The sequence below is a fragment of the Nonlabens xiamenensis genome, from assembly GCF_003865345.1.
Taxonomy (GTDB): Bacteria; Bacteroidota; Bacteroidia; order Flavobacteriales; family Flavobacteriaceae; genus Nonlabens; species Nonlabens xiamenensis.
In genome coordinates this window covers 50,136-75,710 of record NZ_RMVE01000006.1, presented here as the reverse complement: position 1 = coordinate 75,710, position 25,575 = coordinate 50,136, and the positions used below count along the sequence as shown (strand labels likewise).

The 25,575-nt window shown below is 41.5% G+C and carries 37 protein-coding genes and 1 tRNA gene; all 38 read right to left on the bottom strand.

Translation table 11 applies throughout. From position 1 onward, the window contains the following. Nucleotides 1-2: 2 nt before the first annotated feature. The gene (locus EGM47_RS14945) at nt 3-743 is read right to left on the bottom strand and encodes a PhoH family protein (RefSeq protein WP_124981638.1); all 741 of its coding nucleotides are present in this window, start codon (nt 741-743) and stop codon (nt 3-5) included. After that, nucleotides 743-973, bottom strand: coding sequence for a hypothetical protein (locus EGM47_RS14940; protein WP_124981637.1), 231 nt, complete (start codon nt 971-973; stop codon nt 743-745). The genes EGM47_RS14945 and EGM47_RS14940 overlap by 1 nt, the downstream gene beginning before the upstream one ends. Beyond that, entirely contained in the window at nt 973-1,662 is a 690-nt protein-coding gene (gene thyX, locus EGM47_RS14935; protein ID WP_124981636.1) for an FAD-dependent thymidylate synthase, read from the bottom strand. The genes EGM47_RS14940 and thyX overlap by 1 nt, the downstream gene beginning before the upstream one ends. Next, on the bottom strand, nt 1,655-1,933 hold the full coding sequence (locus EGM47_RS14930) for a hypothetical protein (protein ID WP_124981635.1): 279 nt from the start codon (nt 1,931-1,933) through the stop codon (nt 1,655-1,657). Before EGM47_RS14930 ends, thyX begins: the two co-directional genes overlap by 8 nt. Further along, entirely contained in the window at nt 1,930-2,358 is a 429-nt protein-coding gene (locus tag EGM47_RS14925; protein ID WP_206052196.1) for a DUF6433 family protein, read from the bottom strand. The genes EGM47_RS14930 and EGM47_RS14925 overlap by 4 nt, the downstream gene beginning before the upstream one ends. 17 nt (nt 2,359-2,375) lie before the next feature. Beyond that, nucleotides 2,376-2,618 carry a DUF2973 domain-containing protein gene (locus EGM47_RS14920; protein WP_124981633.1) on the bottom strand — a complete coding sequence of 81 codons (243 nt, stop codon included), beginning with the start codon at nt 2,616-2,618 and terminating at the stop codon, nt 2,376-2,378. Nucleotides 2,619-2,644: 26 nt separating this feature from the next. Further along, complete coding sequence (locus EGM47_RS14915) at nt 2,645-3,001, bottom strand: hypothetical protein (protein ID WP_124981632.1); 357 nt, start codon at nt 2,999-3,001, stop codon at nt 2,645-2,647. Beyond that, entirely contained in the window at nt 3,001-3,252 is a 252-nt protein-coding gene (locus EGM47_RS14910; protein WP_124981631.1) for a glutaredoxin domain-containing protein, read from the bottom strand. Before EGM47_RS14910 ends, EGM47_RS14915 begins: the two co-directional genes overlap by 1 nt. A gap of 59 nt (nt 3,253-3,311) precedes the next feature. Beyond that, the gene (locus tag EGM47_RS14905) at nt 3,312-3,680 is read right to left on the bottom strand and encodes a hypothetical protein (RefSeq protein WP_124981630.1); all 369 of its coding nucleotides are present in this window, start codon (nt 3,678-3,680) and stop codon (nt 3,312-3,314) included. 65 nt (nt 3,681-3,745) lie between these two features. Further along, nucleotides 3,746-4,879: a tryptophan 7-halogenase gene (locus EGM47_RS14900; protein WP_124981629.1), complete on the bottom strand. Its 1,134-nt coding sequence runs from the start codon at nt 4,877-4,879 to the stop codon at nt 3,746-3,748. Continuing rightward, nucleotides 4,876-5,241, bottom strand: a complete 366-nt coding sequence (locus EGM47_RS14895; RefSeq protein ID WP_124981628.1) for a hypothetical protein — start codon at nt 5,239-5,241, stop codon at nt 4,876-4,878. Before EGM47_RS14895 ends, EGM47_RS14900 begins: the two co-directional genes overlap by 4 nt. Then, nucleotides 5,241-9,617: a DUF4114 domain-containing protein gene (locus EGM47_RS14890; protein WP_124981627.1), complete on the bottom strand. Its 4,377-nt coding sequence runs from the start codon at nt 9,615-9,617 to the stop codon at nt 5,241-5,243. The genes EGM47_RS14895 and EGM47_RS14890 overlap by 1 nt, the downstream gene beginning before the upstream one ends. A 5-nt stretch (nt 9,618-9,622) precedes the next feature. Further along, nucleotides 9,623-10,291: a hypothetical protein gene (locus EGM47_RS14885; RefSeq protein WP_124981626.1), complete on the bottom strand. Its 669-nt coding sequence runs from the start codon at nt 10,289-10,291 to the stop codon at nt 9,623-9,625. Continuing rightward, a complete protein-coding gene (locus EGM47_RS14880) occupies nt 10,288-10,977 on the bottom strand; it encodes a hypothetical protein (protein ID WP_206052195.1) in 690 nt (229 codons plus the stop codon). Before EGM47_RS14880 ends, EGM47_RS14885 begins: the two co-directional genes overlap by 4 nt. A gap of 492 nt (nt 10,978-11,469) precedes the next feature. Further along, nucleotides 11,470-12,555, bottom strand: a complete 1,086-nt coding sequence (gene psbA / locus EGM47_RS14875; protein WP_124981625.1) for a photosystem II q(b) protein — start codon at nt 12,553-12,555, stop codon at nt 11,470-11,472. Nucleotides 12,556-13,178: 623 nt separating this feature from the next. Then, entirely contained in the window at nt 13,179-13,700 is a 522-nt protein-coding gene (locus EGM47_RS14870; RefSeq protein WP_124981624.1) for a redoxin family protein, read from the bottom strand. A 181-nt stretch (nt 13,701-13,881) separates the two neighbouring features. Continuing rightward, nucleotides 13,882-14,019 (bottom strand): chlorophyll a/b-binding protein, encoded by a 138-nt coding sequence (locus tag EGM47_RS16660; RefSeq protein WP_124981623.1) that lies wholly within the window; start codon nt 14,017-14,019, stop codon nt 13,882-13,884. 142 nt (nt 14,020-14,161) lie between these two features. Further along, nucleotides 14,162-14,362, bottom strand: coding sequence for a chlorophyll a/b-binding protein (locus EGM47_RS14855; RefSeq protein ID WP_124981621.1), 201 nt, complete (start codon nt 14,360-14,362; stop codon nt 14,162-14,164). 57 nt (nt 14,363-14,419) lie between these two features. Further along, the gene (locus EGM47_RS14850) at nt 14,420-14,695 is read right to left on the bottom strand and encodes a hypothetical protein (RefSeq protein ID WP_124981620.1); all 276 of its coding nucleotides are present in this window, start codon (nt 14,693-14,695) and stop codon (nt 14,420-14,422) included. After that, a complete protein-coding gene (locus EGM47_RS14845) occupies nt 14,695-14,961 on the bottom strand; it encodes a hypothetical protein (protein WP_124981726.1) in 267 nt (88 codons plus the stop codon). Before EGM47_RS14845 ends, EGM47_RS14850 begins: the two co-directional genes overlap by 1 nt. A gap of 294 nt (nt 14,962-15,255) precedes the next feature. Then, the gene (locus EGM47_RS14835) at nt 15,256-15,867 is read right to left on the bottom strand and encodes a 2OG-Fe(II) oxygenase (protein ID WP_124981618.1); all 612 of its coding nucleotides are present in this window, start codon (nt 15,865-15,867) and stop codon (nt 15,256-15,258) included. Beyond that, the gene (locus EGM47_RS14830; RefSeq protein WP_124981617.1) at nt 15,854-16,351 is read right to left on the bottom strand and encodes a JmjC domain-containing protein; all 498 of its coding nucleotides are present in this window, start codon (nt 16,349-16,351) and stop codon (nt 15,854-15,856) included. The genes EGM47_RS14835 and EGM47_RS14830 overlap by 14 nt, the downstream gene beginning before the upstream one ends. After that, nucleotides 16,344-16,556, bottom strand: coding sequence for a hypothetical protein (locus EGM47_RS14825; protein ID WP_124981616.1), 213 nt, complete (start codon nt 16,554-16,556; stop codon nt 16,344-16,346). Before EGM47_RS14825 ends, EGM47_RS14830 begins: the two co-directional genes overlap by 8 nt. Nucleotides 16,557-16,598: 42 nt before the next feature. Beyond that, nucleotides 16,599-16,671 (bottom strand) — tRNA-Arg (locus EGM47_RS14820). After that, a complete protein-coding gene (locus EGM47_RS14815; protein ID WP_124981615.1) occupies nt 16,670-17,302 on the bottom strand; it encodes a hypothetical protein in 633 nt (210 codons plus the stop codon). The genes EGM47_RS14820 and EGM47_RS14815 overlap by 2 nt, the downstream gene beginning before the upstream one ends. Beyond that, nucleotides 17,299-17,871, bottom strand: coding sequence for a putative 2OG-Fe(II) oxygenase (locus tag EGM47_RS14810; protein ID WP_124981614.1), 573 nt, complete (start codon nt 17,869-17,871; stop codon nt 17,299-17,301). Before EGM47_RS14810 ends, EGM47_RS14815 begins: the two co-directional genes overlap by 4 nt. Then, nucleotides 17,868-18,041, bottom strand: coding sequence for a hypothetical protein (locus tag EGM47_RS16395; RefSeq protein ID WP_164510917.1), 174 nt, complete (start codon nt 18,039-18,041; stop codon nt 17,868-17,870). The genes EGM47_RS14810 and EGM47_RS16395 overlap by 4 nt, the downstream gene beginning before the upstream one ends. 3 nt (nt 18,042-18,044) lie before the next feature. Further along, nucleotides 18,045-18,320, bottom strand: coding sequence for a hypothetical protein (locus tag EGM47_RS14805; protein ID WP_206052194.1), 276 nt, complete (start codon nt 18,318-18,320; stop codon nt 18,045-18,047). 53 nt (nt 18,321-18,373) lie between these two features. After that, entirely contained in the window at nt 18,374-18,550 is a 177-nt protein-coding gene (locus tag EGM47_RS16390; protein ID WP_164510916.1) for a hypothetical protein, read from the bottom strand. Then, nucleotides 18,547-19,206: a transaldolase family protein gene (locus tag EGM47_RS14800; RefSeq protein ID WP_124981612.1), complete on the bottom strand. Its 660-nt coding sequence runs from the start codon at nt 19,204-19,206 to the stop codon at nt 18,547-18,549. Before EGM47_RS14800 ends, EGM47_RS16390 begins: the two co-directional genes overlap by 4 nt. A gap of 287 nt (nt 19,207-19,493) precedes the next feature. Beyond that, nucleotides 19,494-19,634: a DUF4278 domain-containing protein gene (locus tag EGM47_RS14795; RefSeq protein ID WP_124981611.1), complete on the bottom strand. Its 141-nt coding sequence runs from the start codon at nt 19,632-19,634 to the stop codon at nt 19,494-19,496. A 41-nt stretch (nt 19,635-19,675) separates the two neighbouring features. Then, nucleotides 19,676-19,858 carry a hypothetical protein gene (locus EGM47_RS14790; RefSeq protein WP_124981610.1) on the bottom strand — a complete coding sequence of 61 codons (183 nt, stop codon included), beginning with the start codon at nt 19,856-19,858 and terminating at the stop codon, nt 19,676-19,678. 116 nt (nt 19,859-19,974) lie between these two features. Further along, a complete protein-coding gene (locus tag EGM47_RS14785; RefSeq protein WP_124981609.1) occupies nt 19,975-20,409 on the bottom strand; it encodes a hypothetical protein in 435 nt (144 codons plus the stop codon). Next, nucleotides 20,372-21,457: a class Ia ribonucleoside-diphosphate reductase subunit beta gene (gene nrdB, locus EGM47_RS14780; RefSeq protein ID WP_240642492.1), complete on the bottom strand. Its 1,086-nt coding sequence runs from the start codon at nt 21,455-21,457 to the stop codon at nt 20,372-20,374. The genes EGM47_RS14785 and nrdB overlap by 38 nt, the downstream gene beginning before the upstream one ends. A gap of 73 nt (nt 21,458-21,530) precedes the next feature. Next, a complete protein-coding gene (gene nrdA / locus EGM47_RS14775; RefSeq protein ID WP_206052193.1) occupies nt 21,531-23,819 on the bottom strand; it encodes a class 1a ribonucleoside-diphosphate reductase subunit alpha in 2,289 nt (762 codons plus the stop codon). Continuing rightward, nucleotides 23,816-24,793: a DNA primase gene (locus EGM47_RS14770; RefSeq protein ID WP_124981607.1), complete on the bottom strand. Its 978-nt coding sequence runs from the start codon at nt 24,791-24,793 to the stop codon at nt 23,816-23,818. Before EGM47_RS14770 ends, nrdA begins: the two co-directional genes overlap by 4 nt. Continuing rightward, on the bottom strand, nt 24,790-25,179 hold the full coding sequence (locus tag EGM47_RS14765) for a DUF7201 family protein (protein WP_124981606.1): 390 nt from the start codon (nt 25,177-25,179) through the stop codon (nt 24,790-24,792). The genes EGM47_RS14770 and EGM47_RS14765 overlap by 4 nt, the downstream gene beginning before the upstream one ends. Then, the gene (locus EGM47_RS14760; protein WP_206052192.1) at nt 25,176-25,574 is read right to left on the bottom strand and encodes a hypothetical protein; all 399 of its coding nucleotides are present in this window, start codon (nt 25,572-25,574) and stop codon (nt 25,176-25,178) included. The genes EGM47_RS14765 and EGM47_RS14760 overlap by 4 nt, the downstream gene beginning before the upstream one ends. Nucleotide 25,575 lies beyond the last annotated feature (1 nt).

Genomic DNA, 25,575 nt, shown 5'->3' with positions numbered 1-25,575 from the left:
AATTAATATCCGAGTTGTATTTTACTAACAAGATACTCTTTGACAAGACCTGACCTTACAATGTCATCAATTCCAAACTCTACACATGTAAAGGATGGCATTTGCTTGAGGATTCTAAGGAAGTCTAGGATACCTTCTCTCTCGTTAGATCTAGTCAAATCTGACTGAAAGTAATCACCACAAAAAATAATTTTGCAGTCCTCACCAACACGAGTGATGATTGAATCTAACTCGTGGAAGTTTAAGTTTGAAAACTCATCAACAAGAATGATAGAGTTGTCAAATGTGGTGCCTCTAATAAAAGAGGTTGACCAGAATGAAATAGTTTCTTGTGCTCTAAGGTTAGAATACAATGCTTCAAAACTATTGTCATCAGGCATCTCAAACATATACTTCACCATATTTTTGTATGGGATTTGGTATAGGTTTGATTTGTCTTCGTGATCACCTGGCAAGAAACCAATCTCCCTTGTGGGCACTAGTGATCTTACCATGTAAACCTTTTCATACTTTGATGCAGGGTCAAGGCATTGTTTCAGTGCAAGATACAATGAAATGAATGTCTTACCTGTCCCTGCTGCACCATGGAGCACTAGGTTTTGTCCCTCACCATATGCCTTCCAGATCTTCTCTTGATTCTCTGTGAGAGGATCTATGGTTTTAAGGTGCTCAAGATTGATTGGTTTCTTCCTTCGTAAGACCTTTGTTGGGATGTTTGCTAGTGACTTCTTTGCTCTTGGCATTAGGTGTATCTACTAAGGTTTGCTTTGGGGTGTGCTGCTTGGACTTTAGACATGACTTCTTTAAAACCATCAGACTGTTTAGGTTTGCCGTAGGTTGTGCCTGCGACACCTGCCTGCCAGTCCTTATCCCATTCGGGATTGTCCTCCCTCCACTTTGTATATTCTACCATAGTCATGTGAAATTCTTTCTTTTCACCTGTTTCTTTATTCACTACGTTGTAAGTTGGCATTAATCTATCCTCAAACATGGTTGGAGATCGTCCCATCCTTCGGGACACCCACAGTCTTCGCACCAGTCAAGTGCTTTAGAGACGATAGGGAATTGACACATGAATACTTTCTTACAAGCATTTGCAATGTCCATGTGCTCTTTTTGTGTGCCATGGGCAGACCTCAAATCAATATAATGAATCCATGATCGGACTGATCCAGTCATGTAAATTTTTGTTGGAGTTGCCAAAGGCAATACCATTCTAGCACATTCCTTAGCAATACCGTGTCTCAATAACTCATTGTATAAATCGAGACCTTCATTAAAATACTGTGCGATTCTACCTTGTAGGAAATACTTCTCCTCTTGTGGCACATCATCAATACTATTCTGTCTATTCTTATCGTCTTGTGACCTAAGATCAGGGACAGGGATCTCACCCTCAAACGATGCATACCGTTGTGAGAACTCTTGATATGTAAATGATCTATGCCTCAAGATTTGAGCTGCGATTGCCCTTGTAGTATTAATCTCAAGGGTCATGTGTGCCTGCTCAAATACAGACCAGTGTTGATGCTTCACACAATAAGATAGAAGTTTTTCTACCTTAGGATTATCTTGATTCTTAGGATTGCTTACTCGTGCAATATATCCCATGGTCTTTTCTGCGTCTGGTGTGACGCTGACCAAACATACTTTATTAGTCATGCTTAAAAATTAGACGTGCCATTACTAGTAATCCAAATGCTTTCAAGTAACTCAAGACAGGGAGACCAAACATCGCAGGCATGATCCAATTCCAAAAGAACATAAAAACAAGAGGAGATATAAACAATGCACCGAATCCTGCTACGATCTTACGACCTAGCTCTTCGTTGTCCATTCTTTGTACCTTCTCCATCCACTCCTCTGCTGTAGGAGTAGGTGCTGCTTTTTCTTCTACCTTCTTTGTTTTTCTTGGATCAATATAGACGCTCAAGATCTATTACCCCATTTGATTTCTGGAAATGCTTCTTTCACCACAGCTTCAGTGATGCGATACTTCTTATGTAGAGACTTATTAACTGCCTTTACAAATGCAACTGCGTCATCTTTATAGAGACCCTCCAACATTTGAATAAACATATTCTCTACCTTCATGTTAGGAAGTTTGTCTGCTCCCCCCTTGAAGAAATAATAAAACTTCTTTGCTTCTACAATCAGATTAGTATGCTCTGTCCCCAACGGTGCTTCGTTAGGAGTGTAAGGGACGTCTTCCCCCAGAGGCACACGAGGCACCACACTACTATCAAAGTTGATAATGAATAAGGTGCGTAGTGCCTGACTATTGTTATCACGAAGAATTTTAATCTTCTCTGCCTTTGTCTTAGCAGAGTGGGTCTTTTGTAAGACCTCACAAATCATAAGTTTTTGTGCCATGATTAATCATCAGTGTCAGTAATTGTATCATCTTCCTCAGTCAAACGCAAGTAAAAGAGATCATCCTCTACAAAGTTGCCGTCTGCATCATACATCTCAGGATGCATAACGATTCTAGCATAATCTGCTTTTTCTTGCCACTCATCAAACGCTGCTTTGATATTCCATGATACTAGGAAACCAACAAGAAAACTTCCGATCGTGAGGAAGAAGGCAACATAAAGAAAAGTAAATTCTGATCCCATTGGATTGCCTCCTTGACTGCTTAGCTTTATTTAGTAACTTTTTTTGTCTTCCTACCAGGTCTCCTGTCCCTCTCGTATTTCCATGCATCTTCAAGGATGCCATAGAGATACTTCCTGATCTTTCTTGCTTCTGGTTTAGGGATGTGTCCGTATGCTTCTCGCAATACTTTATCTCCTCCCTTGATATATGAATCCAGATCTAGGATGGTTTCATTAAGTGAGTTGGCAGTGGGTGATTCTATAAACTCAGTAACCTCTCGTCGAGTATACTTTGCTCCTTTTAGATACCCATACATGTTAAATAGGAAACGTCTTTTCTCGAATGCTTCATCAATCGATCTCTCGATCAATTCATACAATTCGTTAGCGTTTCTGAGTTTCATTAGAGGAATCGTCCTTCTCTCAAGTGTTTTACAGCATCGGTGCAACCACCGACTTTTTGCCCACCAATGATTACCTGTGGGAAGGTAGACCCCATACCAAACTCTGCATAGAATTGATTGCGGTCGAAGTTTACATCGAGTTTCATCTCGTTGTAACTCCATCGATTCATATTATACACTTCTTTGATCTTTGTGCAATAAGGACAACCATTTCTTGTATAGATTGTCGTTGATGGAGGAGTCTTTGCCATAGTTAATAAAAAAAGAAAGGGGTCAGAGACCCCTGTATGTTTTATATATCCTTCCTCAATTAGAAAGCATATTTTACACCCAACTTGCCACCATATCCATTGTCTGCATTGTCTGCAGAAAGGAATGAGACCTCGGAGTAGAGATCAACGGACTCAGAAAGTGGAAGTCCAAGACCTGCCTTACCAGAGAAGTCAGTTGAAGTGTCGCCACCGTCAGGTTTGACGATTGCTGGTCCCCCTTGGACGTAGTAAGATGCCACTCCTACTTGTCCTTCGTAACCAATATGAAGATCGGTTGTGGTGCCAGTGTAATTAGAACCAGTCCAAGCAGAGTTTGCCTCCACATTAATGTATGGTCCTGCAAAGGATGCAGATGGAGCCGCTACGGCTGCAGCAGCAGCAAGAGATGCGATTGCAGTTTTAATCATTTTTGTTTTTACCTTTATGTTTAACGTTGATTGTAACAGTTAGTTACAATGGGTATTTATACTATTCATAAATCACGATCCCCTGACAAACCTGCATAGAGTTGCTCCATGCAAGTGATACCAAAGATGTGGGTGTGATCTGGTGCATAGTAAAAGTCAGGATGCTGAGACAGGTCTCCCATACTCTTTTCCGCAACTGACTTGATGAGTCTACCATCATTCCACCACTTGTGTGCGACCCTTGTGACACTTTTTTTGCTGACCTTTTCCCAGTATCCAGAATTGTATGCACTACCGTATTGGTAGTGGAAAGCAAGGGCATCAATGTATGCCTCTACCATTCTGCGATACCAGAGATTGCCTAGCAATTTCTCTTCTGATGTCTGGCCATTAACCAAATAGTCGCAGATTCTTTTTGCGACCATATCATAATGTAAAAGCGAAAGTGCTTGTAATGGCTCAAAGAAAAGCAAAGCGTTACCGTTGAGTGCCAACCTATTGTTGACAATCATATCAGGTGCATACGATGGAGTCCATTCGTAGAGGTCTCCATGTGAGTATACAACCTCAGCATCTACATGTGATTGGTATTCCCTGTGATAAAGGTAACCAGTCCTAGAGATACGTTGGTTAGGAAATGGAAGACTAAACTTCCATCCATACTCGTGTGCTTTATGATAGGTATACTCTGGATGACCATGAATTTTATGATCATCGAAATATAATACACTATTGACACATGGTATGTCAATCTCTTTTCTATAATTATTGAGAGCACCTGAGCAGTTTATTACAAAATCATATTCATTACAAATAGTTTGAAGATCTCGAATACGTCTTCCAATAAACTTTACTCCTTTATACTTCTCTAGATTCTCTTGTAGAAATGGGTTGAGAGTTTTAGTGTAGAAGTGAATTGCATCTCTATGCAAAAACTTGTGAAAGAAATGCGGTGTGTTACCCCAATCAACAAACTCAATACCCTTCTTGTAGGAAGCAAGTCCCAAGGATATAAGATCATCGATGGTTAAACCCAACGTGCATTCAATCAGAGATGCAAACTGAGGTGTGGTTGACTCACCAACAGGTAGTTGGGAGGTCTCTGGGTCATAATATACATCAACTTTTAAGTTGTAGGTTAGCAGATTCATGGCGGTGATTAGACCACCACTTCCTCTGCCTATCACTGCGACCTTCATTCTCCCTCTAGATACTGACGAATTTCATCTGCTCTTTGCTCGGAGACTGCCTTCTCCTGTTTAGGTGAGTCGATTCCGACTTCCTTGCGGTAGTCATCCACGATCTTATCATAGGGGATTTCTCTCAGTTCGTCAACAATGTTTTTACCTGTCGGTTTCATATCGAGATCCTTGATAGTGTTGATGTTACTATTCCAATACCTTCTCATCTTCTTAAGCATCTTATGACGACCTTGTGGATCGTCCTTATACCTTTCGATGACTTCACGCAGAAGTTTCAACTCTTTGGTTGTCTTCTGTATTGTTTTGTCTGCCCAATCCTTATGTCTTTTACGACCAGGTTGGTCACCAAATCCATTCATTACTGTACTCCGTTGATCCTTACTTTAAAGGTTACTCGATCCCTGTATTCTTTCTTATCTATAAACCAATACATAGACTCTTTGTTATGTGATTCTTGGAAGAATGCATCATAGACAGGTCTCTTAGTGTCCCTATACCCTCTACCAGTAGGCTCGTATTTGATCTGCACCTCTGATGGTATCTTTTTACTTTGGGGATTGTATGTATTGGAGTTTGATCTATGAGATGAAATTACAGGAGAGTAAGGTGACACGTTATTGTCTGTAGAATAATCTAAGACACGATCAGTATACTTAGGTGGCCAGTAGAATGTAAATTCCTGACCCTCTCCATATCCGTCACCCCAGTCTAGGACTTCAAGCAATTCTATTGTAGCATAATAATTCGTAATCCGCTTGTTTCCTCTGCTACTATACCCTTCATTCTTTGCCCAGAAACTGATGCCGACTCTGATCTTAGCGGTGTTGGCACCGATACCATAGTCTTGGTTACCATCATCCTCTGGGACTAACCAATAGTCTTGAATGAAATAACCTGGCTCATAGTCTGTGGTCTGCTCAGGATTCTGTTGCATACCACTGTATAGATTGTCAATAATCCATTGGGTGTCTGATGAGTTGATGTCGCCAGACATATCTGGATCCCACCATGAGAATGCTGAGTCCGAATACTTAGACAGTCTAGCATAGTGTGTGTTGCTTTGTATATGCCTGCGTATCTCACTAGATGGACCTAGATTATTTTTATACATCGGACCTGTATTGCCATCCTTGAATAGCATTCTGGTGAGGAGTGAATTGTAGTGTTGTCCCTTATCATTCTCTTTAAATCCATAGGTATCAATGTATGCATACCTGTCACTACCATCCCATCCACGTTGTGATAATTCATTACGATAGTTAGATCCTCCTGATGATGTCCAGTGATGGTAACGTGGGTATTCACCATGATCATGTATCTCACTACCAGAATCCATGTTTACTGCATTCTGATTCTCCCATACCTTATACCATCTTTGGAATTCTTCGATCTCTGAATTCTTCTGCCTGTCTTCTAGGTTATACAAGTAGCACATGTCAAATCCTGTGATCTCACCACCGACACCCTTTGCTGCTTCCGCTTCTGGATTGACAGTCGAGGGGTATGGAATAGACCTAGAGTCTCCTGACTGCGTTTGTAGACGCATAGAGAAGGAGCTCTCAAAGAGATATGACTCCTCATCAAGGATACCAATCTTAGGTGTGACACTACCAAACGCAGGACCTCGTGTGATCTCAGCAACTTTGAATTTTATTTTGTCTCCCTTCTCTACAGCAAAGAAGTCTTCACTATGCAACTTGACACCAATCTCAGGCCAGTTACCTGCTTTAAACTTCTCTGACCAGATCTCTACATTATTCTTAAACAGTTTCAGTTTGAATACTGTGCAGTCACCTGCAAGACCCTGAGTGATACCACCCATGCTACGCAATGAGAATTTACCTGCGTTTTCTATTACAGTCTTCTGTGTCCTATTAACTTGGAATAGATACTCACCTACACACTTACCACATGTGACCGTAGCACTATCTCCTGTGACATCAATCACCTCAGATCCACAGTCAGATCTCATGAGTAAGACATCCTTGAGTGCATTCTTAAACAGTCTTGGATCACAACTATTCTTCTGCAGCAAAGGTTTAACTACAGGTGTAGGTCTATCTTCACCCCACACATAACATTCGATACCCTCATACTGTGTAGATCCACCTTGCCATAGGACTTCATGCCAGAATTTACAGTCATCAAAGTCACTATCACCATTAACTAAATCTTCCCACCACTGCCAGTGCTCACCCTTCCATACTGTATAGTCTCTACTGTTACTGATAGATCCTTCTGGGTTGAGTTGATCATTAGAGAATAAAACATAATTAGATTCTGAGGTTGACACACCGTTGATTCTGTATCCTATACCTTGCTCAACAAAGTTTGTAAATGTATCACCCACGCTATAACTATTGAGTTGAGCACCATTCGATACAAGCATGAATCCTATGTTGCCACCCTTATATTGTTGAAGGACAGTGAGAGGTATCACATGCTGTGATAGACCTGTCTCATTGGTTGCATCATAGATTAAAAGTTGTGCCCATCTTGGGACACCATCTGTTTCAATATATGCCATCAAGGTATTTCTATACCCTGCCTTACCTTTTTCCACGTCAATGTTGATGACCAACATATTCATGACGTCATGTGGAATCTGATAATAGTTTTTGTTTGAGTCCTTAGTAGGTGGCTCTTGCACTGTTTGCTTACGGATAGAATAGAAATGGTTATCCATCTCATTACCACCAGTGTTGGACTTATCCTCCCGTGAAATCTTGATCGTCCCGTTGCAATCAGGATGAGCACCATCTAACAAACAGATTGCCTTTCCATTATTATAAATCCTATCACTGAAGTTATTGTTACGAGGGTGTAGATTCGAGAAAGTAATATTATATGTGCCTGCTGCTACGTCAGTAAACCGTACAGTTTTTGATCCTCTTTCTCCAACACGAGTGAATGTCTCACCCAATATAGTAAAGGAATCACAGTGCACTCCTACACTACTAGGAGAGTCTTTCCAACTGTAGTAGATAGTAAAGTCTGCACTGCCACCAGTAACAACAATAGTCTGGCCATTGAATGTTACCTCGGCGGTTGAAAATAGCTTGTCATAGTATCTGTGTAACTTCCTTGCCTTTTCTTTCTTACCTAGGTGAGGTGCTACAGCAGCAGGATCCTCATATGCCCATCCTAAGATCTCTACAAATCCATACTCTCCTGCAGATAAGAATGCTCTCTCACCTTCACCATCAGTATCAGGTTGACCTGGTTTGATTGTTAGTAGTGTGTCTTTTCTTTTGTTGGAATAGTATTTGTATACTGCAACTGATCTGTCATCCTTCTTCTGCTCATGCAAATAGAATACAGGCTCAGATGATGTCAGTGTATATCCTGCAGGTGCTGTAGATTCAAATCCATAGTCATGGTTAGTGCCCTCTTTATTACCTTCTAGCACATAGAATCTAACATCAAAAGTATCAAGGTCACCAGTAAAGGTTACACCAACCTCCTGTCCTACAGCAGGTAACTCCCCAGTGTATGTGGCATACCATCTAGAATCAAACTCACCATTGTCATCGTATACTTCTATGTTGACAGTGATATCAGCACTACCAAATGTCGTAGAGAATGTCCTAGTGCCTGCACTATTAAATATCTTATTACCGCCAGGATTATCAATCTTTAATCCATTCCATGTCCCATCATAGTTTGTGGTTACACCTAGTAGATTGTGGAAACCACTACTGAATGGTTTGAATGCAAGTGCTTTACCCTTGGTAGTCACATACTCATAGATACCAACTCTTTTTGGATAACAGTTGGCAATACAAAACGTCTTGATGTTACCGTTGTATCCTCTAGGATAGAAGGTAACACAATCTTGTGAGGGTGGTTGCCATGCACCATCCACATATGGTTTGAATAAACATTCAAGTGCTTGCTCTACACACTTACCCCATCCACTATTAGTAGGCTCAGGTGGACAATAGAATACTTCCTTAGTGTCAGTCCTTTCCCATTGACCGTCACCAAGATCTCTTACTAGATTATCTCTCTGTAACTTCCAAAGTTTTGAGCAGTCCTTATCACCTGACCCGATTGTAGGTGGGGGTGGCTCATCTTCTGGGATGACAGGTAACTTGATAGGAAACTCTACACAAGTCCTAGGATCTTCAGCATATTTCTCACACTCTGGACAGAATGGTAGGTAAGGATATAACTCACACAAAAAGTCTACTCCTCCCTCAGCAGGAAGACTAGGGATATCAACCTCTGGTGCGTCTGGCACTACATCACTGATACCTGCATCTATTCCCCTTGGTGGGTAACATCTTCCGACTAGAGATCTAATGACTGCTCTAGGATCTATGTCCTGCTCAGTAGGTGCAGGTGGTGTAGGTGGTGTTGGTAGGTCAGGTGAGGTGCCTCGGTCTATCGAGTTAGGTAGAGGGACAGGACCGTAACATCTATTAGCAGGATTATCTGCAGGGTTATCATAGGTTGGAAGACCACTGCTAGGAGGTGGAGGTGGTGAGATCAGTGTAATCCTAACTGGATTAGAAGAATCTAATGGGTTAGGTTGTAGTGTTTCTGATCTATAAGGACCATAGCATCTACCGTCAGCACCAATAATAGGATCCGATGCCCGTACATTCAAACGAGGACCACTAGGAGTGTACTGCGTAACGTCTCTAGGGTTAGCAGCATCTAGTGCATTAGGCTGTAGTTGCGGGATGTCAGCAGAGTAACTACCTCCGTAACATCTTGGATCCGTTGCCATTAAATCTAGCTATCTTCTTTGTTATTTATTTCCTCTTCCATAGTCTTATATGCCCACTCATCTGTGTGTCCAACCGACCACCATTTAGGTAGTGTTTCTACAGCATAGTTTTGTGTGCAGACTTTGAAGTCAGGTTGCAGTAGTGCATCATTATTTACCAGACTATTGTCAAAGAATTGACATCTGTTGTTAGGTTGTGCAGCAAACTGTCCGTTGTCTAGTGCAATAATATTAAATGTCTTATGCTCTGGATCATGCTCTGAGAAATTAGTATCTAACACAGAGAAGTCAGGGTGTGCTGTGTCAATAGTAAACTCATACTCGCCAGGATGCATCTTCCTATCCTTGCCAAAGAAACTACAGCGACCAAGAATAGGTTTCTCGACCACTGTAATATTATAATCAAAGCAATCCCATAACTCTAATACATCCAATGGGAGTTGATTATCTTTATCATAATCCTCCTTCCATACAAATGCACTGAGTGGTAACTTGTCAAAGAGTGCACCATAGTCAGTCAATAGTGTCTCAAAATATAGTGCCTTCGCTTGGATACTCCTCACAGAAATCCAAATACCAGGTGTAATCTCACCATGACCTTTTTCTAGATCATAGAGATACTCTTTCTTTACCCACACCTTTCTAGGTGGTAAGGGATGTACTAGATAACTCATTCTTTAATGTAATTGTTTTCTTTCAACCATTTCTTAGTAAGTGGAGTAGGTTGATATACTTCCCACATGGGTTTGCCTGATGCACATACTTCAAGTGCTTTTTGTGTCATACCTTCAGTATGTCCTGCCCAGAATGCTTCCTTCTCCCATGGGATTGCCTTAGGATTCTGGAAGTATGTTTTAGTTGCCATGTCTGCCCAGAGATCTGGCACCTTTTCCTCATCCATAATAATAGCAAGGAATGTATTATCTAGCGTCCCTGCCATGCAGTCTTGTGCAGCATGCCAACCTTCATGTCTGACTACTGCCATCAATACATGAGGACGACTGACATATGCTTCATTCAAATAGAAATGATTACTGACAGTATGATATACACCTCTGTGACCTGGTGGGAAATACTTTGGACTTGCGATGTGGACATGGATCCCAAGTTTCTCTAGGGAATTGACCATGCTATCAAACTCATACTGGACAGGATCCCAAGACTGATATGGAAACCTCTTCTTAAGATCTCTGGTTGAGTATACCCTCTCGACGTCTTCAGTGCACTCCTTCAATAGCATACACCCCATTGCGTCATATGTAAAGAAACCTTTGGTGGGTTTTGCCATTGCACAAGTTGCGACACCAAGTGAGAGACCCACTGCTGTAGCAATAAACTTATTCATATTATGCTCACGCATTACCTACTAATTATAACATAAAAAAAGACCCTTGTGGAAGCAAGAGTCTTAACTTAAATTAGGTTTACTTGTTACGCTGTCTACTCCAACACCTCCTTACAGATTCGTTTGCACGCTGACCTCGTATCATTACACTCAATCATGCACTCGTAGTAATCGTCCTCGCGAGATACCCTGTTGTGATTGGGCTCAAAAGGATGCCATGCTTCTAATTGATTGTAAGAAAGTAGATTCTTCATATGCTACTCCATGTAGGATTTCATAATAAAGATGACTTAGGTTCATCTTTCTACCTCCAGATTCTACCATTATTTATTAAAAAAGGGGGCATTTCTGCCCCCGATCGTAATAAAAAGAAATGCCTAGTTTAAGTTAGGACTGGTCCTAAAGTGATACCTACTGCAACAAAGAATAAGAATTCAAAGATGGGTAGATAACCTGCATTCTTTAATAGAAATTGAGTCATTTGACCTTGTGCTCCTCAGGTAACCATTAACCGATTGATGGTGCAGTAAGAGCAACCTGAGTTGTCTCTGCAGCAGCAAGGTCAAGTGGGAAGTTGTGAGCGTTACGCTCGTGCATTACTTCCATACCTAGGTTAGCACGGTTAAGGATATCTCCCCATGTAGGAATCACTCTACCGCCATTGTCTAGGACAGACTGGTTGAAGTTGAAACCGTTAAGGTTGAATGCCATTGTGCAAACACCCATTGCAGTAAACCAGATGCAAACAACTGGGAATGCTGCAAGGAAGAAGTGAAGACTTCTTGAGTTATTGAAAGATGCATACTGGAAGATAAGACGACCAAAGTAACCGTGTGCAGCTACAATGTTGTATGTCTCTTCTTCTTGTCCGAATTTGTAACCGTAGTTTTGTGATTCGTTTTCGGTTGTCTCTCTAACAAGTGAAGAAGTAACAAGACTTCCGTGCATTGCTGAGAAAAGAGATCCACCAAACACACCTGCTACTCCAAGCATATGGAATGGGTGCATTAGAATGTTGTGCTCTGCTTGGAATACAAACATAAAGTTGAATGTACCTGAAATGCCAAGAGGCATACCATCAGAGAAAGATCCTTGACCGAATGGATAGACGAGGAAAACTGCCATCGCTGCAGATACTGGTGCAGAGTATGCAACACAGATCCAAGGACGCATGCCTAGTCTGTAACTAAGTTCCCATTGGCGTCCCATGTAAGCTGAGATACCGATAAGGAAGTGGAATACAACGAGTTGGTATGGTCCTCCGTTGTAGAGCCATTCGTCAACTGTTGCTGCTTCCCAGATTGGGTAGAAGTGTAGTCCGATTGCGTTTGAGCTTGGGACGACTGCTCCTGAGATGATGTTGTTTCCATAGAGTAGAGATCCTGCTACTGGTTCGCGGATACCGTCGATATCGACAGGTGGTGCTGCAATAAATGCAACGATAAAACATGCTGCAGCAGTGAGCAGACATGGAATCATGAGCACACCAAACCAACCAACGTAAATTCTGTTGTTTGTATTGGTGACCCACTGGCAAAACTGCTCCCATCCTTGGAGCAACTCGCCACTATTGCGACGTGAAAGTGTAGTCATTGAAAAAAGGGTATAGTAATAGTGCAGGGGACACTGTTAGATTATTCCTCTACCACCCTCAGGTAAAGGTATTAGAGACTTGCTTAACCTCCCCACAGGTCTCGGTTAAAGGGAGGAGTATGTGTAACGAAACCGTTACATGGTGTTGGGATCAACACGCTTCTTAGTATATAGGCTTTTGGTGGATTCTGTCAAGTATCAAATGAGAGGGTCGGGCATGCCTAAAAATTCCTGACCATACTTATGATAACAAGTTAAAATTTCATCGTGGATTGCCTTTTCATGAAACCCCCCACCCTCCTTCATGGAGTCGAGGTGTTTTTGAAAAAGTCCTTGACTAATATACAGAGCACAGAATTCATAGACGTCTCTGGTCAAGGGAATCTTAGCATAGACAAATGCGTTCAAACAAAACTGGCGAGCATGCATGTTTCCATCATTGTATCGCCAGTCGGAGGAGAAGTCGTTAGTCATCTTCTGCAATTCTTACGGTAAAGGAAATATCTCTACCTAGTTTAACGCACATCAGTTGACTTAGGTAGTAGAGAAAGTTTGCTTTTGCTTTAGAAAGGTGTCGATAGTTGTTTAGAGGTAACCATTCGCTACCATCATAGATTTCTAACTTAAAAAGTTTCACCAGTCCTGATCCAGTTGACAACATTTTCTGGATAGGATACCTCGTAAGGATCCTCATCCGTGTCATCTACTTTACCAGGCTCTTCAAACATTTTGGTAATCACACCGTCTTCGATGACACATGCGTATCTCCATGAGCGGAGTCCAAAACCCTTGTCATTTTTGGTGACCAGTTGATTCATTAGTCCAGTCCACATGGCATTGCCATCGGGAATCAACTTCACCTTCTCAATACCTAACTCTTTCTGCCATGCATTCATTACGAATCCATCGTTCACAGAAATACACCAAACTTCATCTACACCTTCTTCTTTGAAGTTGTTATAACTTGCTTCGTAAGAAGGGAGTTGGAATTGGGTGCATGTGGGAGTGAAAGCACCAGGTAGAGCAAACACTACATGCTTGCCCTTACCTAGTAAGTCCACCGAGTTTACTTTGTCAAAACCAAATGCTTTATCGTTACAGTCCTTTTGACGGACGAAGATAAATTCGACACTCGGGATATTCATAATTATTAGTTACGCTATTGTATATAGTATCATGCATATGCAACTTGTGAAAGTCCCACCGCAAACAAGAATGTAGATCCCCACGCTGCGAAGCGTAGGACGTTAGGGATAACCTTAACGGACATGGGTTGCTTGTAGACTTCCATTACATCATGATACGTTTGGGACATTGCATCAGACATTAGAAGATACCGAAAAACATATGTCCTGTAAGAATGTCAGATGTTGCTGCTGCGATTAGACCGAGCATAGCAAGTCTTCCATTCCATGTCTCTGCCACTTTTTTCTGTGGTTCGATTGCTGCTACTTTATTTGTCATTAGAAAATACCAGGAATAATTTGTCCTGTAAATGTGTAAGCACCAACTGCTGCGATAAATCCAAGCATTGCTGCCCATCCGTTAAATCTTTCTGCTTCTGGGGTCATGAGAATTGCTCCTATAGTGTTGTTAGTTGTTGAGGTTAGATGCCGAAAGCACCAAAAAAGAAAATGCTTCCAGAGAATGCATATGAAATTACTGCTGAGAGGATGCCAAGCATAGCAAGACGACCATTCAACAATTCTGCTTTCTCGTTGTGTGTGACGGAAACATCCATGACTTGCATAGGTGGTTCCTTTGCAAACATGTTTTGGCGACCACGGTCTTCAGTAATAACAGTCATAAAACTTTACTTTATTAAGTTATGTTACATAATTATATAGGAAAGATTAAATTTCTGTCAAGCCCCAAATGTGATGACATCCGAACCTGCTCCTCCTTGGATCGGCACAGTGCCTGCTGCACCGTAGTAATCGCTATCGATCCCGACGTTTAGGTCACCGAAATCTACTCCAAAAGTTTCTACTGGTTTCTGTGAAGCAGAGATTGTCTTCAATCCCTGATAATGTCTCCACAACTCACCAGTAGTCTGGTCATCGACATCATTATCGAGTGCCCACTTGAAGGCAGTTTTAACTGCTGCCACAGCGTCATGAAATTCGTTTGCGTATGCCATTAAATGTAAGGTGATACAACATGATCCCCTTTAAGTCCACCGTATGCAGCGACCTCAGGGTCTGGGTCTAACCACTTGGTGTATTCGGGATCCTCGATACAATAGTCTAACTGTATCGAATTGTCAAGGTAATACATGGTCTGATAACGACCAGTGATCTCATTGTATTTGAGAATGCGATAATCAGGCATGCCATTGATTTCTAGTTTACCGCACTCAACGTAACGGTATGGAAATCTGTCTAGGATTACCTTTGCTTCAGTCATAGGGTCATGTGTCATTGTATAGGTATTCTACCGTTAATGATGCCACTTTCCCATATAGCCATGGACACTAATATAAGTGTCACAATGAGTGTGATGCCTGCAAACCTCATCTTCTTAGAGTCCGACAGTAATCAATCATATATTGTCTGATCCACATCAACTCATTAAAACATTTCTGATTGTGTGCACACCCTCTAAGTTTAGGATCAGGCTCATGGAGAGACTCAATAAAGAGATCGAGTCCCCTATTCCATTTTTCATCTTGTGTGTCGAAGTCTGGTTGATACATTAGTTTTATTGAAAAGAAAACCATCCTGTAATAATCATCTTCTCCTTCGTGTCTGACACTCTACCTCTATGGAAGTGTGTCCAATCACTAGGCCAGATGACTGTGTATCCCTTCTGTGCAGGGACATACTTGTCTTGGTGAAACCACTCGGTGCCACCGTCGGGCACATCGTTTAGGTATGTCATGAAGACAAGGTGTCTATACACATTGCTTGGTAGGCAGTTAGATCTCTCAGTGTGCCAGAGTTTAAAACCACCACCCTTAGGATACCATTGTATAGAGAGTGGCTCGTTGATACGGAAGTCAGATAACTCACAGAAAGGAAACCTATCCATGTATAACTCTAAAATCCTTTGCAATTCAACGAGATACTTCTCACAATGCATGACTGCTGCTTGGAATGGCACATGCAGGTCACGAGAATCTTTAAATTCTTTGTTTGTTTTTACCTGTCCTTCCTCCATGAGTTGACCTTCAATGTAAGGTAGGAATTGTTGATGCCTGTAGAAGTTTACAATCTCTGAGACTGCTTCATCACTGATGAAGTCACCCCAGATAAAATCACTATCTTTGGTGCAGATTTTATTCTTGTATGTTGTTATCTCAGGCTTTAACATCTACTCTATAACTAAAGATTGCTCTAGGAGATTTGGGGGATGCCTCATGATACATCCCTTTGGGTATGTATAGAGCATCGCCAGGATTAATTGTAACGATATCTGCTAGGCATGTTTCGCATGCGTTAGTATCGAATCTATATGATGTCCTTCCTTTGACACCAATGATGAGGACATTCTCCTGATCATTATGCCTGCCGAATGTATCAGCAGGTGCGAAGTATGACACATAGACATCCATGTTTTGACACTCGTGTCCTGCCCATTCTTCAAACTCTCTACGAGCCATAGTAAAAGAAGGAGGAGCAGCACTCCCCCTTCTCCATTTAGACATATAAGAAGGCGGTCCTCCGTCACTTATACAATGACAATAACCTGTAGGGTCATTGAGTGTGGCATTTACATACATCAATACTGCTTCCCAGTCCACAGCAACGTGCTTAGGAAACAAATCTCTGTATACAATATACCTCTCGTCATCCATAAATCAAATCATCATTAAGGTGGTCAATTAAAATTGCATAATCTTCTTCAACGTCAATACCCCAGAAATGGACGTGGCGTTTATCGGCATAAAACCGACATAGTGCTTGGAAAAGAGATGGATACTCCGTGTCCAATTCTACCTCACCGTTTACTGCTGACCTAAGGACGGACAAACAATCGGCGAAACGCTTCTGTACAGTCATAAGTAGACTCCTATTCTGTTGTAACATGGGCATAAAGCCCAACGACTCAGGTTGGATTCGAACCAACGACCGACTGTTTAGAAGACAGTTGCTCTATCCACTGAGCTACTGAATCAATAAGTGAGGAAATGTACCTCAGTAAACCGTGGTCTGTCTATGAAGGTGTTACCTACCAGTCTCATGGAATGATAGATGTCTCCATTGAAAAAGACAGCACAGTTATATCGATCTAGTATACAGTGGGTTTCATCTGCATCGTCACACCATGGGTTGAAGTGCTCACCTCCTCCGTTGTAGTTGAAGGAATTGTAGAAAGATGTGCCTGGTCCATAATCGTTACACTTGTTGAGATAAACTAGTCCGTTGATGCAGTGGGGGTCAGTATGGGGAAACCAATGACCCTTAGGCAAGGAGTTTAACATGGTCATATTAAACATGCAACCTCCTTGAAAGTATGTATTCTGTGAGATGCCTAGTAAGGTGGAGGCTTCCCTGTGTATGTCAAACCATTGTCGATCATATGCTTCTGTAATTGCTTGTCTACCATCAAAAAACTCAACACCATTTGCTGCCTGAGGATCTTGTGGTTTGTGTGAAATAATAGGACAGTTTTGTAGATACTCTACCACCCTGTCTGGATTTTTATATATGTTATCAATGTAAACGATCGGTCTACCGTTTACTTCTTCTTTGATAAATTCTAAGTTTGTATTTAATTGAAAGTCATCACCTGTAAAGAATTTCATATTACCTTTTTAGTTTTGTCTACATGTCCTTTGATGTTAAAAGATATGATTGTCCGTTTGACTGGTGATCTATTCGGTGGTGCCTCATGATGTAGTGCAGCAGGAAAGAACACAATAGACCCTTCCTTAACTGGTGGCACATAGGACATCAAGTTGCCATCCCTAAAGTCGTGGAAGGGTGAATAGAAAGTAGTAGGTTGATGAATGTTTGGATCGAAGTCATAGTATAAAACAGATGACCATCCATACATACCATGATTGTGGACACGATGTTTGTGTGATGCAAACTGAGACTCAAACCACATGGATGAGATCTCCATCATATGATTGCGTCCCATACAACCACTCTTTTTAAATTTGTTAATAGGTATCGCTGCTGCATCAAATACTGAGTCAGCATATGGTGGTAGGATACCCGCATGATCCCACTCAAAAAAATCTGTATAGACCTCCACACCCTGATCCAAATGTTTTTCGTTAGGGTCTGGTAGTTTGATAGTTTCTTTCTTCTCTGTCCAGTCTTCAATCTCATAGGTGCAGATCGGGACTCGGAATGGGAATTCCATCATGCTTCTTCAAGCTCTCGGATCTGCTTTGCTACCGTCTCTGCCTCCTCGGTTTTGCCTTCCTCAATAAGGTAGTGCAATTTATCAATAAGAAACTCAACTGAGTCTACGAATTCGATGGGTGCCATGATTCGGTAGTGTAACTCTCGTAAGTATATATGGTCTCTGTCCATCTGTCAAGGGTTAAAATGCTTAATAAACCACTCGGCATCCAACACGACTAGTGCCTTCTTCCTATTTTTCTTCATAAAAAGAGCAGGTGTGTGGTCACCTGCGTTTGCACACGCTTGATCGTATGCATCATATACATTAAGTTTCTCTACATTTTTACATTCAATAGAGAAGGGAAACTTTTCTCTTGCTGCTCTTGCCATGATAAGATCTTCGCCACCTGCACCCATACTTCTAGACTCAATGTCCTCAGGGTGGACGTCACGATGCTCAATGAGCATTTCTCTTACCCACTTTTGAAAGTTTCTTCCTTTTGCTTTAGCACTCTGGGGTTTCAATCAGGGTCACCATCATCATCTCCATTGTATCTATACGACATACCTTCCTTGAGTGTGTAGTGATCGGAGACAATAGGTTTATATGCATCAACATCTTCCTTAATAGCATCTTCCAAACTCTCTGCGAGGAGTTTAAGATTGTGTGCAATAAGTTTTACCTTATCGTAATTCATGATAGTTTGTCTTGTAAGGTTGCCCAGTCAGAATTAAATTGCTCCAAACCTTTATCAGTCAACACATGATTATACATCTTGTTGAAGACTGTAGGTGGAATAGTGCAGATGTTTGCACCAACTGCAAAGCATCTACCAACTTGATGCACGTCCCTAATGGATGCAGCAAGGATCTCTGTGTTTACATCATGTCGTCTGTATACATCAGAGATTGCTCTAATCAACTCAACACCTGACACAGAATTATCATTCAGTCTACCAACGAAAGGTGACACATAAGTAGCACCTGCCTTCGCAGCAAGGATTGCTTGTGAGACTGAGAAACAAAGAGTCACGTTAGTGGAGATACCATCCTCCGACAACTCTTTGCATGCCTTAAGACCCTCGGGTGTGAGGGGTAGTTTAATAGTTACACTGGGGTGGATGTCAATATAATCATCTGCCATATTAAGCATCTCTTCTGCTGTCTCTCCGACTACTTCTGCAGAAACAGATGCTGTCCATCCAAACATATTACAAATCTGCAAGATAACATCCCTTGGATCCTTACCTTCTTTCATCATCAACGAAGGGTTGGTAGTTACACCATCAATCAATCCAGTTGCAACTGCGTCATGCACAACTTCAGTATTGCTACTGTCTAAAAATAGTTTCATGACTCTCCTCATAGTTATCGTTATTTATTGTAGGGTGGGAGGTTGGATTACTTCATACCAACAAGTGTGAGGAATCGCTAAAGCGAAATTAGGATCACACTGTCTGACTTCCCTTGGTCGGGGTTCTGTTGTTCCCAACAGCGAGCACCACCTCTAAGCCATCACTTTACCCCGCCTATTTCCAACAGGGTTATTCAGTCACTCCCTTGTTGCTGATCAGGCAACAGATATATAATGGCATAAAAAAAGGAGGGTGTCAACCCCTCCTTTGAAATATCAGCAGATGCTTACGCAACCGTAAGTTTTTTGCTCACCTTGATACCACGATACATGAGCTCGTGATTTCTTTTTTGGTCAGCCTCTGCAAGGATCTTAGCCTTGTACTGCTCAGCGTCATACTTGACGCCACGATATGTGATGATAGTCATAAGTTTACTCCTAAAGTAGTTGGATTTTTAGGCCCGTTCCTTTAGTCGTTTGCGTCCCATGAGCATGCGAGACCTAGGGTCTCAGTCAGATGTACCTCATAGATTTCTATGATCTCTACCCTTTGTAAGGGAGTAAGATCTGGGTGTGTCCTAACTCGGTCAAGCTTTTCAGCAATGTCCGCACAGGTTACACTTGCTACAAGGATTCCAACTAGATGTATCATAGGATGAACGATCCGTTCCGCGACTTACTTGCGTCCCCTAAGGGATGAACGATACTGATATGTTACCATATCCTGATCTATTTAGCAAGGTTAGTGATTTAACTTAACCTTTTTCTTTACGTTGCCTCTTCCCACGGATCGGGGTATTCGGCAATCTCCTGTGTCTTTTGAGATGGGATTTGACTTGTCTCAAAAACTTCAAGTGGTCCTGTATACCATTGGTCAGGGGGTGGCCAAGATGTGATTCTGAGATTGTCAAGTCCTGCGACTTCTGATGGTGTTCTTTCCACGATGGTTTGTTTCTTTTCTTCCTCATTCCATTGATCAACAAGGTTTTCGATTTGTTGATCAGCATCATGCATAGTCTTATCGACTTTAAATTCTAACCACCATTTTGCATACCAAGGTAGGCAAAAATTCAGAAGGATAAATCTAAAAATACCCTTCTGTTTCTTACTCCAATCCTCAAATTGTTGCACTGCTGATGGGACACCGCCCCATCTGTGCTGAAATTCAAAGTGAAAATCCTGCGAAGGTTTCTTTTCCAACATCTTGTTTGATACCGCCTACTATGTAGGACTCAATCTCAGTCTCTTGTGGAGCATTTTGCTGACCCTTACTATTCAACCAATGGTTTGTCCATGGCAATGGGTTAGTGCTCAAAGGTTGATCGAAGACTGGTGTCAATCCAATCGCTTTCATACGACGGTTTGCAGTCCACTCAACATACTGAGTAAGTAGTCTTTCATTTAGACCGATGATGCTGCCCTGAGAAAACAGATAGGTTGCCCAATCTTTCTCTTCTTCTACAGCATCAATAAACATTTGTGTGATGTTTTCTCTTTCTTCTCTTGCAATCTCTTGCATCTCTGGATCGTCACCCTGATCCCATCTCTTGAGAATTTTTTGGGTGATGTTTAGATGTTGTGATTCATCTCTAGCAATCAATGCAATGATCTTTGCTGACCCTTCCATGAGTTTTAACTCACCGAAAGCGAAAGAGCATGCGAATGAAACATAGAAACGAATACCTTCTAGGATGTTGACGTTAGCAACTGCCCTATAAAGTTTTCTCTTGAGGTCGTGCAATGTCCACTGGGTTGTTGGACTGTCTTTCCAACTTGGTTTCCAGAAGTTACTGTCTGCATACTGTCCTGCTGCTTCGAGGAATTCGTCGTATGCACCTGTAACAGATTTGGCACGAGCTAAAATCTTTTCGTCATCTAAAACTGTATCAAATACTTCTGATGGATCAGCGTATACATTCTTGATGATGTGTGTATAGGATCTTGAATGAATCTGCTCCATGAAATTCCATACACCAATACAACCTTCCAATTCTGGAAGACTACAGTAAGGTGCGAATGCCATGCCAGGACCTCTGCCCTGCACACTGTCAAGTAAGATTTGATACTTAAGGTTAGAAGTATAGATATGCTTCTGTTGATCGTTTAGTGTTTTGTAATCTGATCGATCCTTCTGTAGAGATACCTCCTCAGGTCTCCAAAAGAATCCTAGTTGTGATTGTGTTAGTCTTTCAAAGTCTGGATACTTATAATCCACATACTGTTGCATCCCTAAGGGTGCTCCGAAAAACATTGGTTGTTTTGTTGTGTCGATTTTGTTGCTATTAAAAACAGTTACAGACATCCGTTCTCTCTTAGGGTTAGGTTTATACATTGCAAGCGTCACATTCTGCCTCATCACCAGACAGTATATCATTAACTAGGTCTTCTACTTTAGCAGAAGTTTCGTCTTCATCTTTCTTATTGTCGTATGTATTTTGATAATAGGATGTTTTCCAACCATATTTGTAAGTAGTGAGCAAGTCGTTTGCCATTACGGACATAGGCACGTCTTGATTAGCATAGTTTTGTGGATTATAACTCCAATTACCACTGATTGCTTGGTCAAAGAACTTCTGCATGACCGCAACAACCTTAATATATCCCTCATTGGATTTCATATCCCACAAGAGAGTGTAGTTATTCTTTAGTGTGTTGTATTGCGGAACAATCTGCTTAAGAGGTCCTTTCTTCGATTTCTTAATGGACAAGTAGTCTCTAGGTGGCTCGATTCCATTGGTTGCGTTAGACACAACGGAGCTGCTCTCCGAAGGCATCTGTGCGGACAGAGTGCTGTGCCTGAGTCCGAATTTCTGTATGTCATCCCTAAGAGAATTCCAATCATGTTGGTATGCTACCGAGGTAATCTGATCTACGTCCTTCTTATATGTATCGATAGGAAGAATTCCATCATGATACTTTGTGACCGAGAAATTACCACAAGGTCCTCTCTCTTTTGAGAGAGCATTTGATGCCCTCAAAAGATAGTATTGGAATGATTCTGTCAACTCATGGACAAGATCATAAGCACCTTGATCGTCATACTTGACACCTTGCTTAGCAAGGTAATGTGCTAGTCCGATGTAACCAATACCAAGTGAGCGACGTGCAACAGTAGACTCTTCTGCTGCCTTAACAGGATACTCTTGATAGTCAATCAACTCTTCAAGACCACGGACTGCAAGGTCACATAGATTCTCCAACTCCTCTACTCTATTGATCTTACCTACATTGATAGCAGACAAGATGCACAATGCGATCTCACCCTGACCTTGAATAGATTGAATAGGATCTGTAGGTAGGGTGATCTCTTGACAAAGGTTACTCATGTTAACCTTGTCTTTGAAAGAAGAGTGAGAGTTACAGTGATCGATATTCATAATGTAAATACGACCTGTCTCTGCTCTCTCCTTTAGCAATGCAAGGATTATCTCCTGAGCCTTAACTGTAACTCTAGGGATGGATTTCTGTGCCTCGTACTTGGTGTATAAAGAATCAAAGTCAGGAGTCCCAAAAGCATCGTATAAATTAGGCACATCGTGAGGACTGAATAGACTGATTGTCTCATCTGCAATAAGCCTCTTATAGAATAACTCAGAAATCTGGATACTGTAGTCTAACTTTCTGACTCTGTTGTCTTCCGTGCCCTTGTTGTTTTTGAGGACGAGGATGTCTTCGATTTCTTGGTGCCAAATGGGAAAATGGACTGTCGCTGATCCACCTCTGATGCCATTTTGAGTGCAGCATCTGACAGTTGCCTCAAATTTTTTGAGAAAAGGGACGACCCCTGTGTGTTGTACTTCTCCACCCCTGATTTTGCTGTTGATACCACGGATTCTACCTGCGTTGATACCGATACCAGCCCTTTGAGCAACGTAGTAACCAATAGCCATGTCAGAGCTAAAGATGCTATCGAGGGTGTCATCAATATCAACAAGAACACAGCTAGCAAATTGCCTAAGGGGAGTCCGCACACCTCCCATGATAGGGGTTGGGATGTTGATTTTGTGTCGCGAGATCGCGTCGTAGTATTTTTTGACATATGATAGTCTGCTATCCTGAGGATAGCGTTGAAACAATGTAGCAGCGATCATGATATACATCTGCTGAGGTGTCTCGTATACCTCGCCAGTGCTGCGATCCTGTACGAGATATTTATCTACGACTTGTCGAATACCTGCGTATGTAAACAAATAGTCTCGGTCGTAATCAATCATGCCGTTGATATCGCACCACTCCTCCTCGCTGTAAGCGTCTAGAAGGGCAGGGTCATACAGTCCATGATCAATACAGTCCTTGATATGGTTATACAAATGAGGATGTTTGTCTGGATGGGCGTCGTAGACTGCTTTCCTAAGAGAAAACAGGAGCAAACGTGCTGCCACAAACTGATAGTTTGGTGCGTCTAAAGAGATCAAATCATTAGCAGATTTAATAAGGATCTCTTGGATGTCGTCGGTCTTAATACCGTCAAAGATTTGAAGATTGGCATTCATTTCAATGGCAGACTCGGAGACACCTCCGATTCCTTCACATGCCATCTCGACCATCTTATGAATTTTATCTAAGTTAAGTGCTTCAACACTGCCATTACGCTTGACGACGTTGGTGCTCATACCTTTTTCCAGAATGTTAGTTTTACTTTTGCCTCGGCACCTTTAAAGGTGTTGCTTTTTACGATCTCTTTTACATCATGCCCTGCTAAGTGCATGTCATTAAGATCTTTTTCTTTGATTGATTTAGGGAATATTACTACGGAGTGTCCGTTGTTAATTGTCTTTGCAATTCTATCGACAATCTCTCTATTTCGTGGTTCGTTGTCGAAGACGAATGTGAATCGATAATCCATAGTGCTGTAGTCAACATCGCTACCACACATAGCAATAGCATTTCTAAGGAAATAACTGTCGAATGGTCCTTCCGTGACATAGACTACCTCATCTTTCTTAATACGATCCATACCAAAGAGTTTAGTTTTCTCTTTGTCAAAGATACATGTGATATATCTTAGCACACTTTTAGGTGCTAGTGAGCGTCCTTGAATACCAAACCACTTACCATCCTCATCAATCAAAGGGATGATGATTCTGGGTTGATCATTCTTTAGACTCTCAAAGTAGTTTGGACTCTGGGAGTTAACCCATCGCTTGAATTTATCCGTATAATAAAGAGTATCAAATGCCTCAGTAGGTAGTTGCCTCTTCTCTAGATACTCTCTTGCGGGATGCCCATTATTTAGACTTGCAATAGATTCCAAACCTGTAGGTCTAGCAGCAAAATATGGTTTCGCTGACAGGTCAGGTAGGACTTCTTTCTTCTTAGGTTTCTTATACTTTTCTAAGAGATATTCTGAGTATAAATCAGTCGCATGATCCTTTAAGAATGTGGATAAGGACTTAGAGATACCACAGTTGTGACATTTATAAACGTAATCATTATTACGCATAAAAAAATACCCCCTCGCTTTACTCTTATAGCGTTGGGAGTCACCACAATAGGGACACCTAAAATTGTAGGTGCGTCCTTGGTTTTTAAATTTTTCTAATCGGACACCAACACGGTCAATGTATTGGCTATCGATGAAACTCATCCAGTGCGGTGCATCTCTCCGACTATCATACTGGATTGTTGGTTGGGTGTCAAGTTCCTAATCAGTGCTTGACCTGGCACACTGACCATAAATGAAATTACTGTGAGAGCACCTGCAATAGTCCACATCTTCTTCTCCATCATGCGGAGTCTATCATCTACCAAACGAATGTCTCTCTCACATCCTTGTTTGATTGCTGCTGTCTCTCTTTGAATATCTGCGTGGATTCTGTCAACCTTTTCAAACAAAACTTGGTCAATCTTGTCTTGCTTGTCCAGTTTTTCATTGTGTACAGCAAGAAGTTGACCCATCTTTACAGAGTTTTCCTGTAGAGAGTCAACTACTTTTTCTAATCTTTCTAAAATTGCTGAGTTGATGTCACTCATGATACACCAAGTGCTGTTTGTCTCTTGTCCCAGTAGAATTTAATTACTTGATTAGGATACAAACGTGTGATTTTAATCTTATTATGCACCTCAGGTCGATAGATCTTTCTGAGTTGTATTTTTATTTCCGACGGTGACTTACCGTACAAAACATATGAATCAATACCATCAAAATGAATTAGATAAGGGATGATGCTACTATCTTTTTGATAGTGACTTGCTTCCTCTCCTATTCCTACGTTGGTTACAACGTGTCCTTTGGGTTTATACTTTCTCTTCTTAACTTTCTTACCACCTAACATAGGATCAAACCCTGCAACAGGTCCTGTAGCAGCAGCACTACCAGAGAAACCGCCGTTACCTGCACTCATTGTTGGGGCATCTTCGTTGATCATT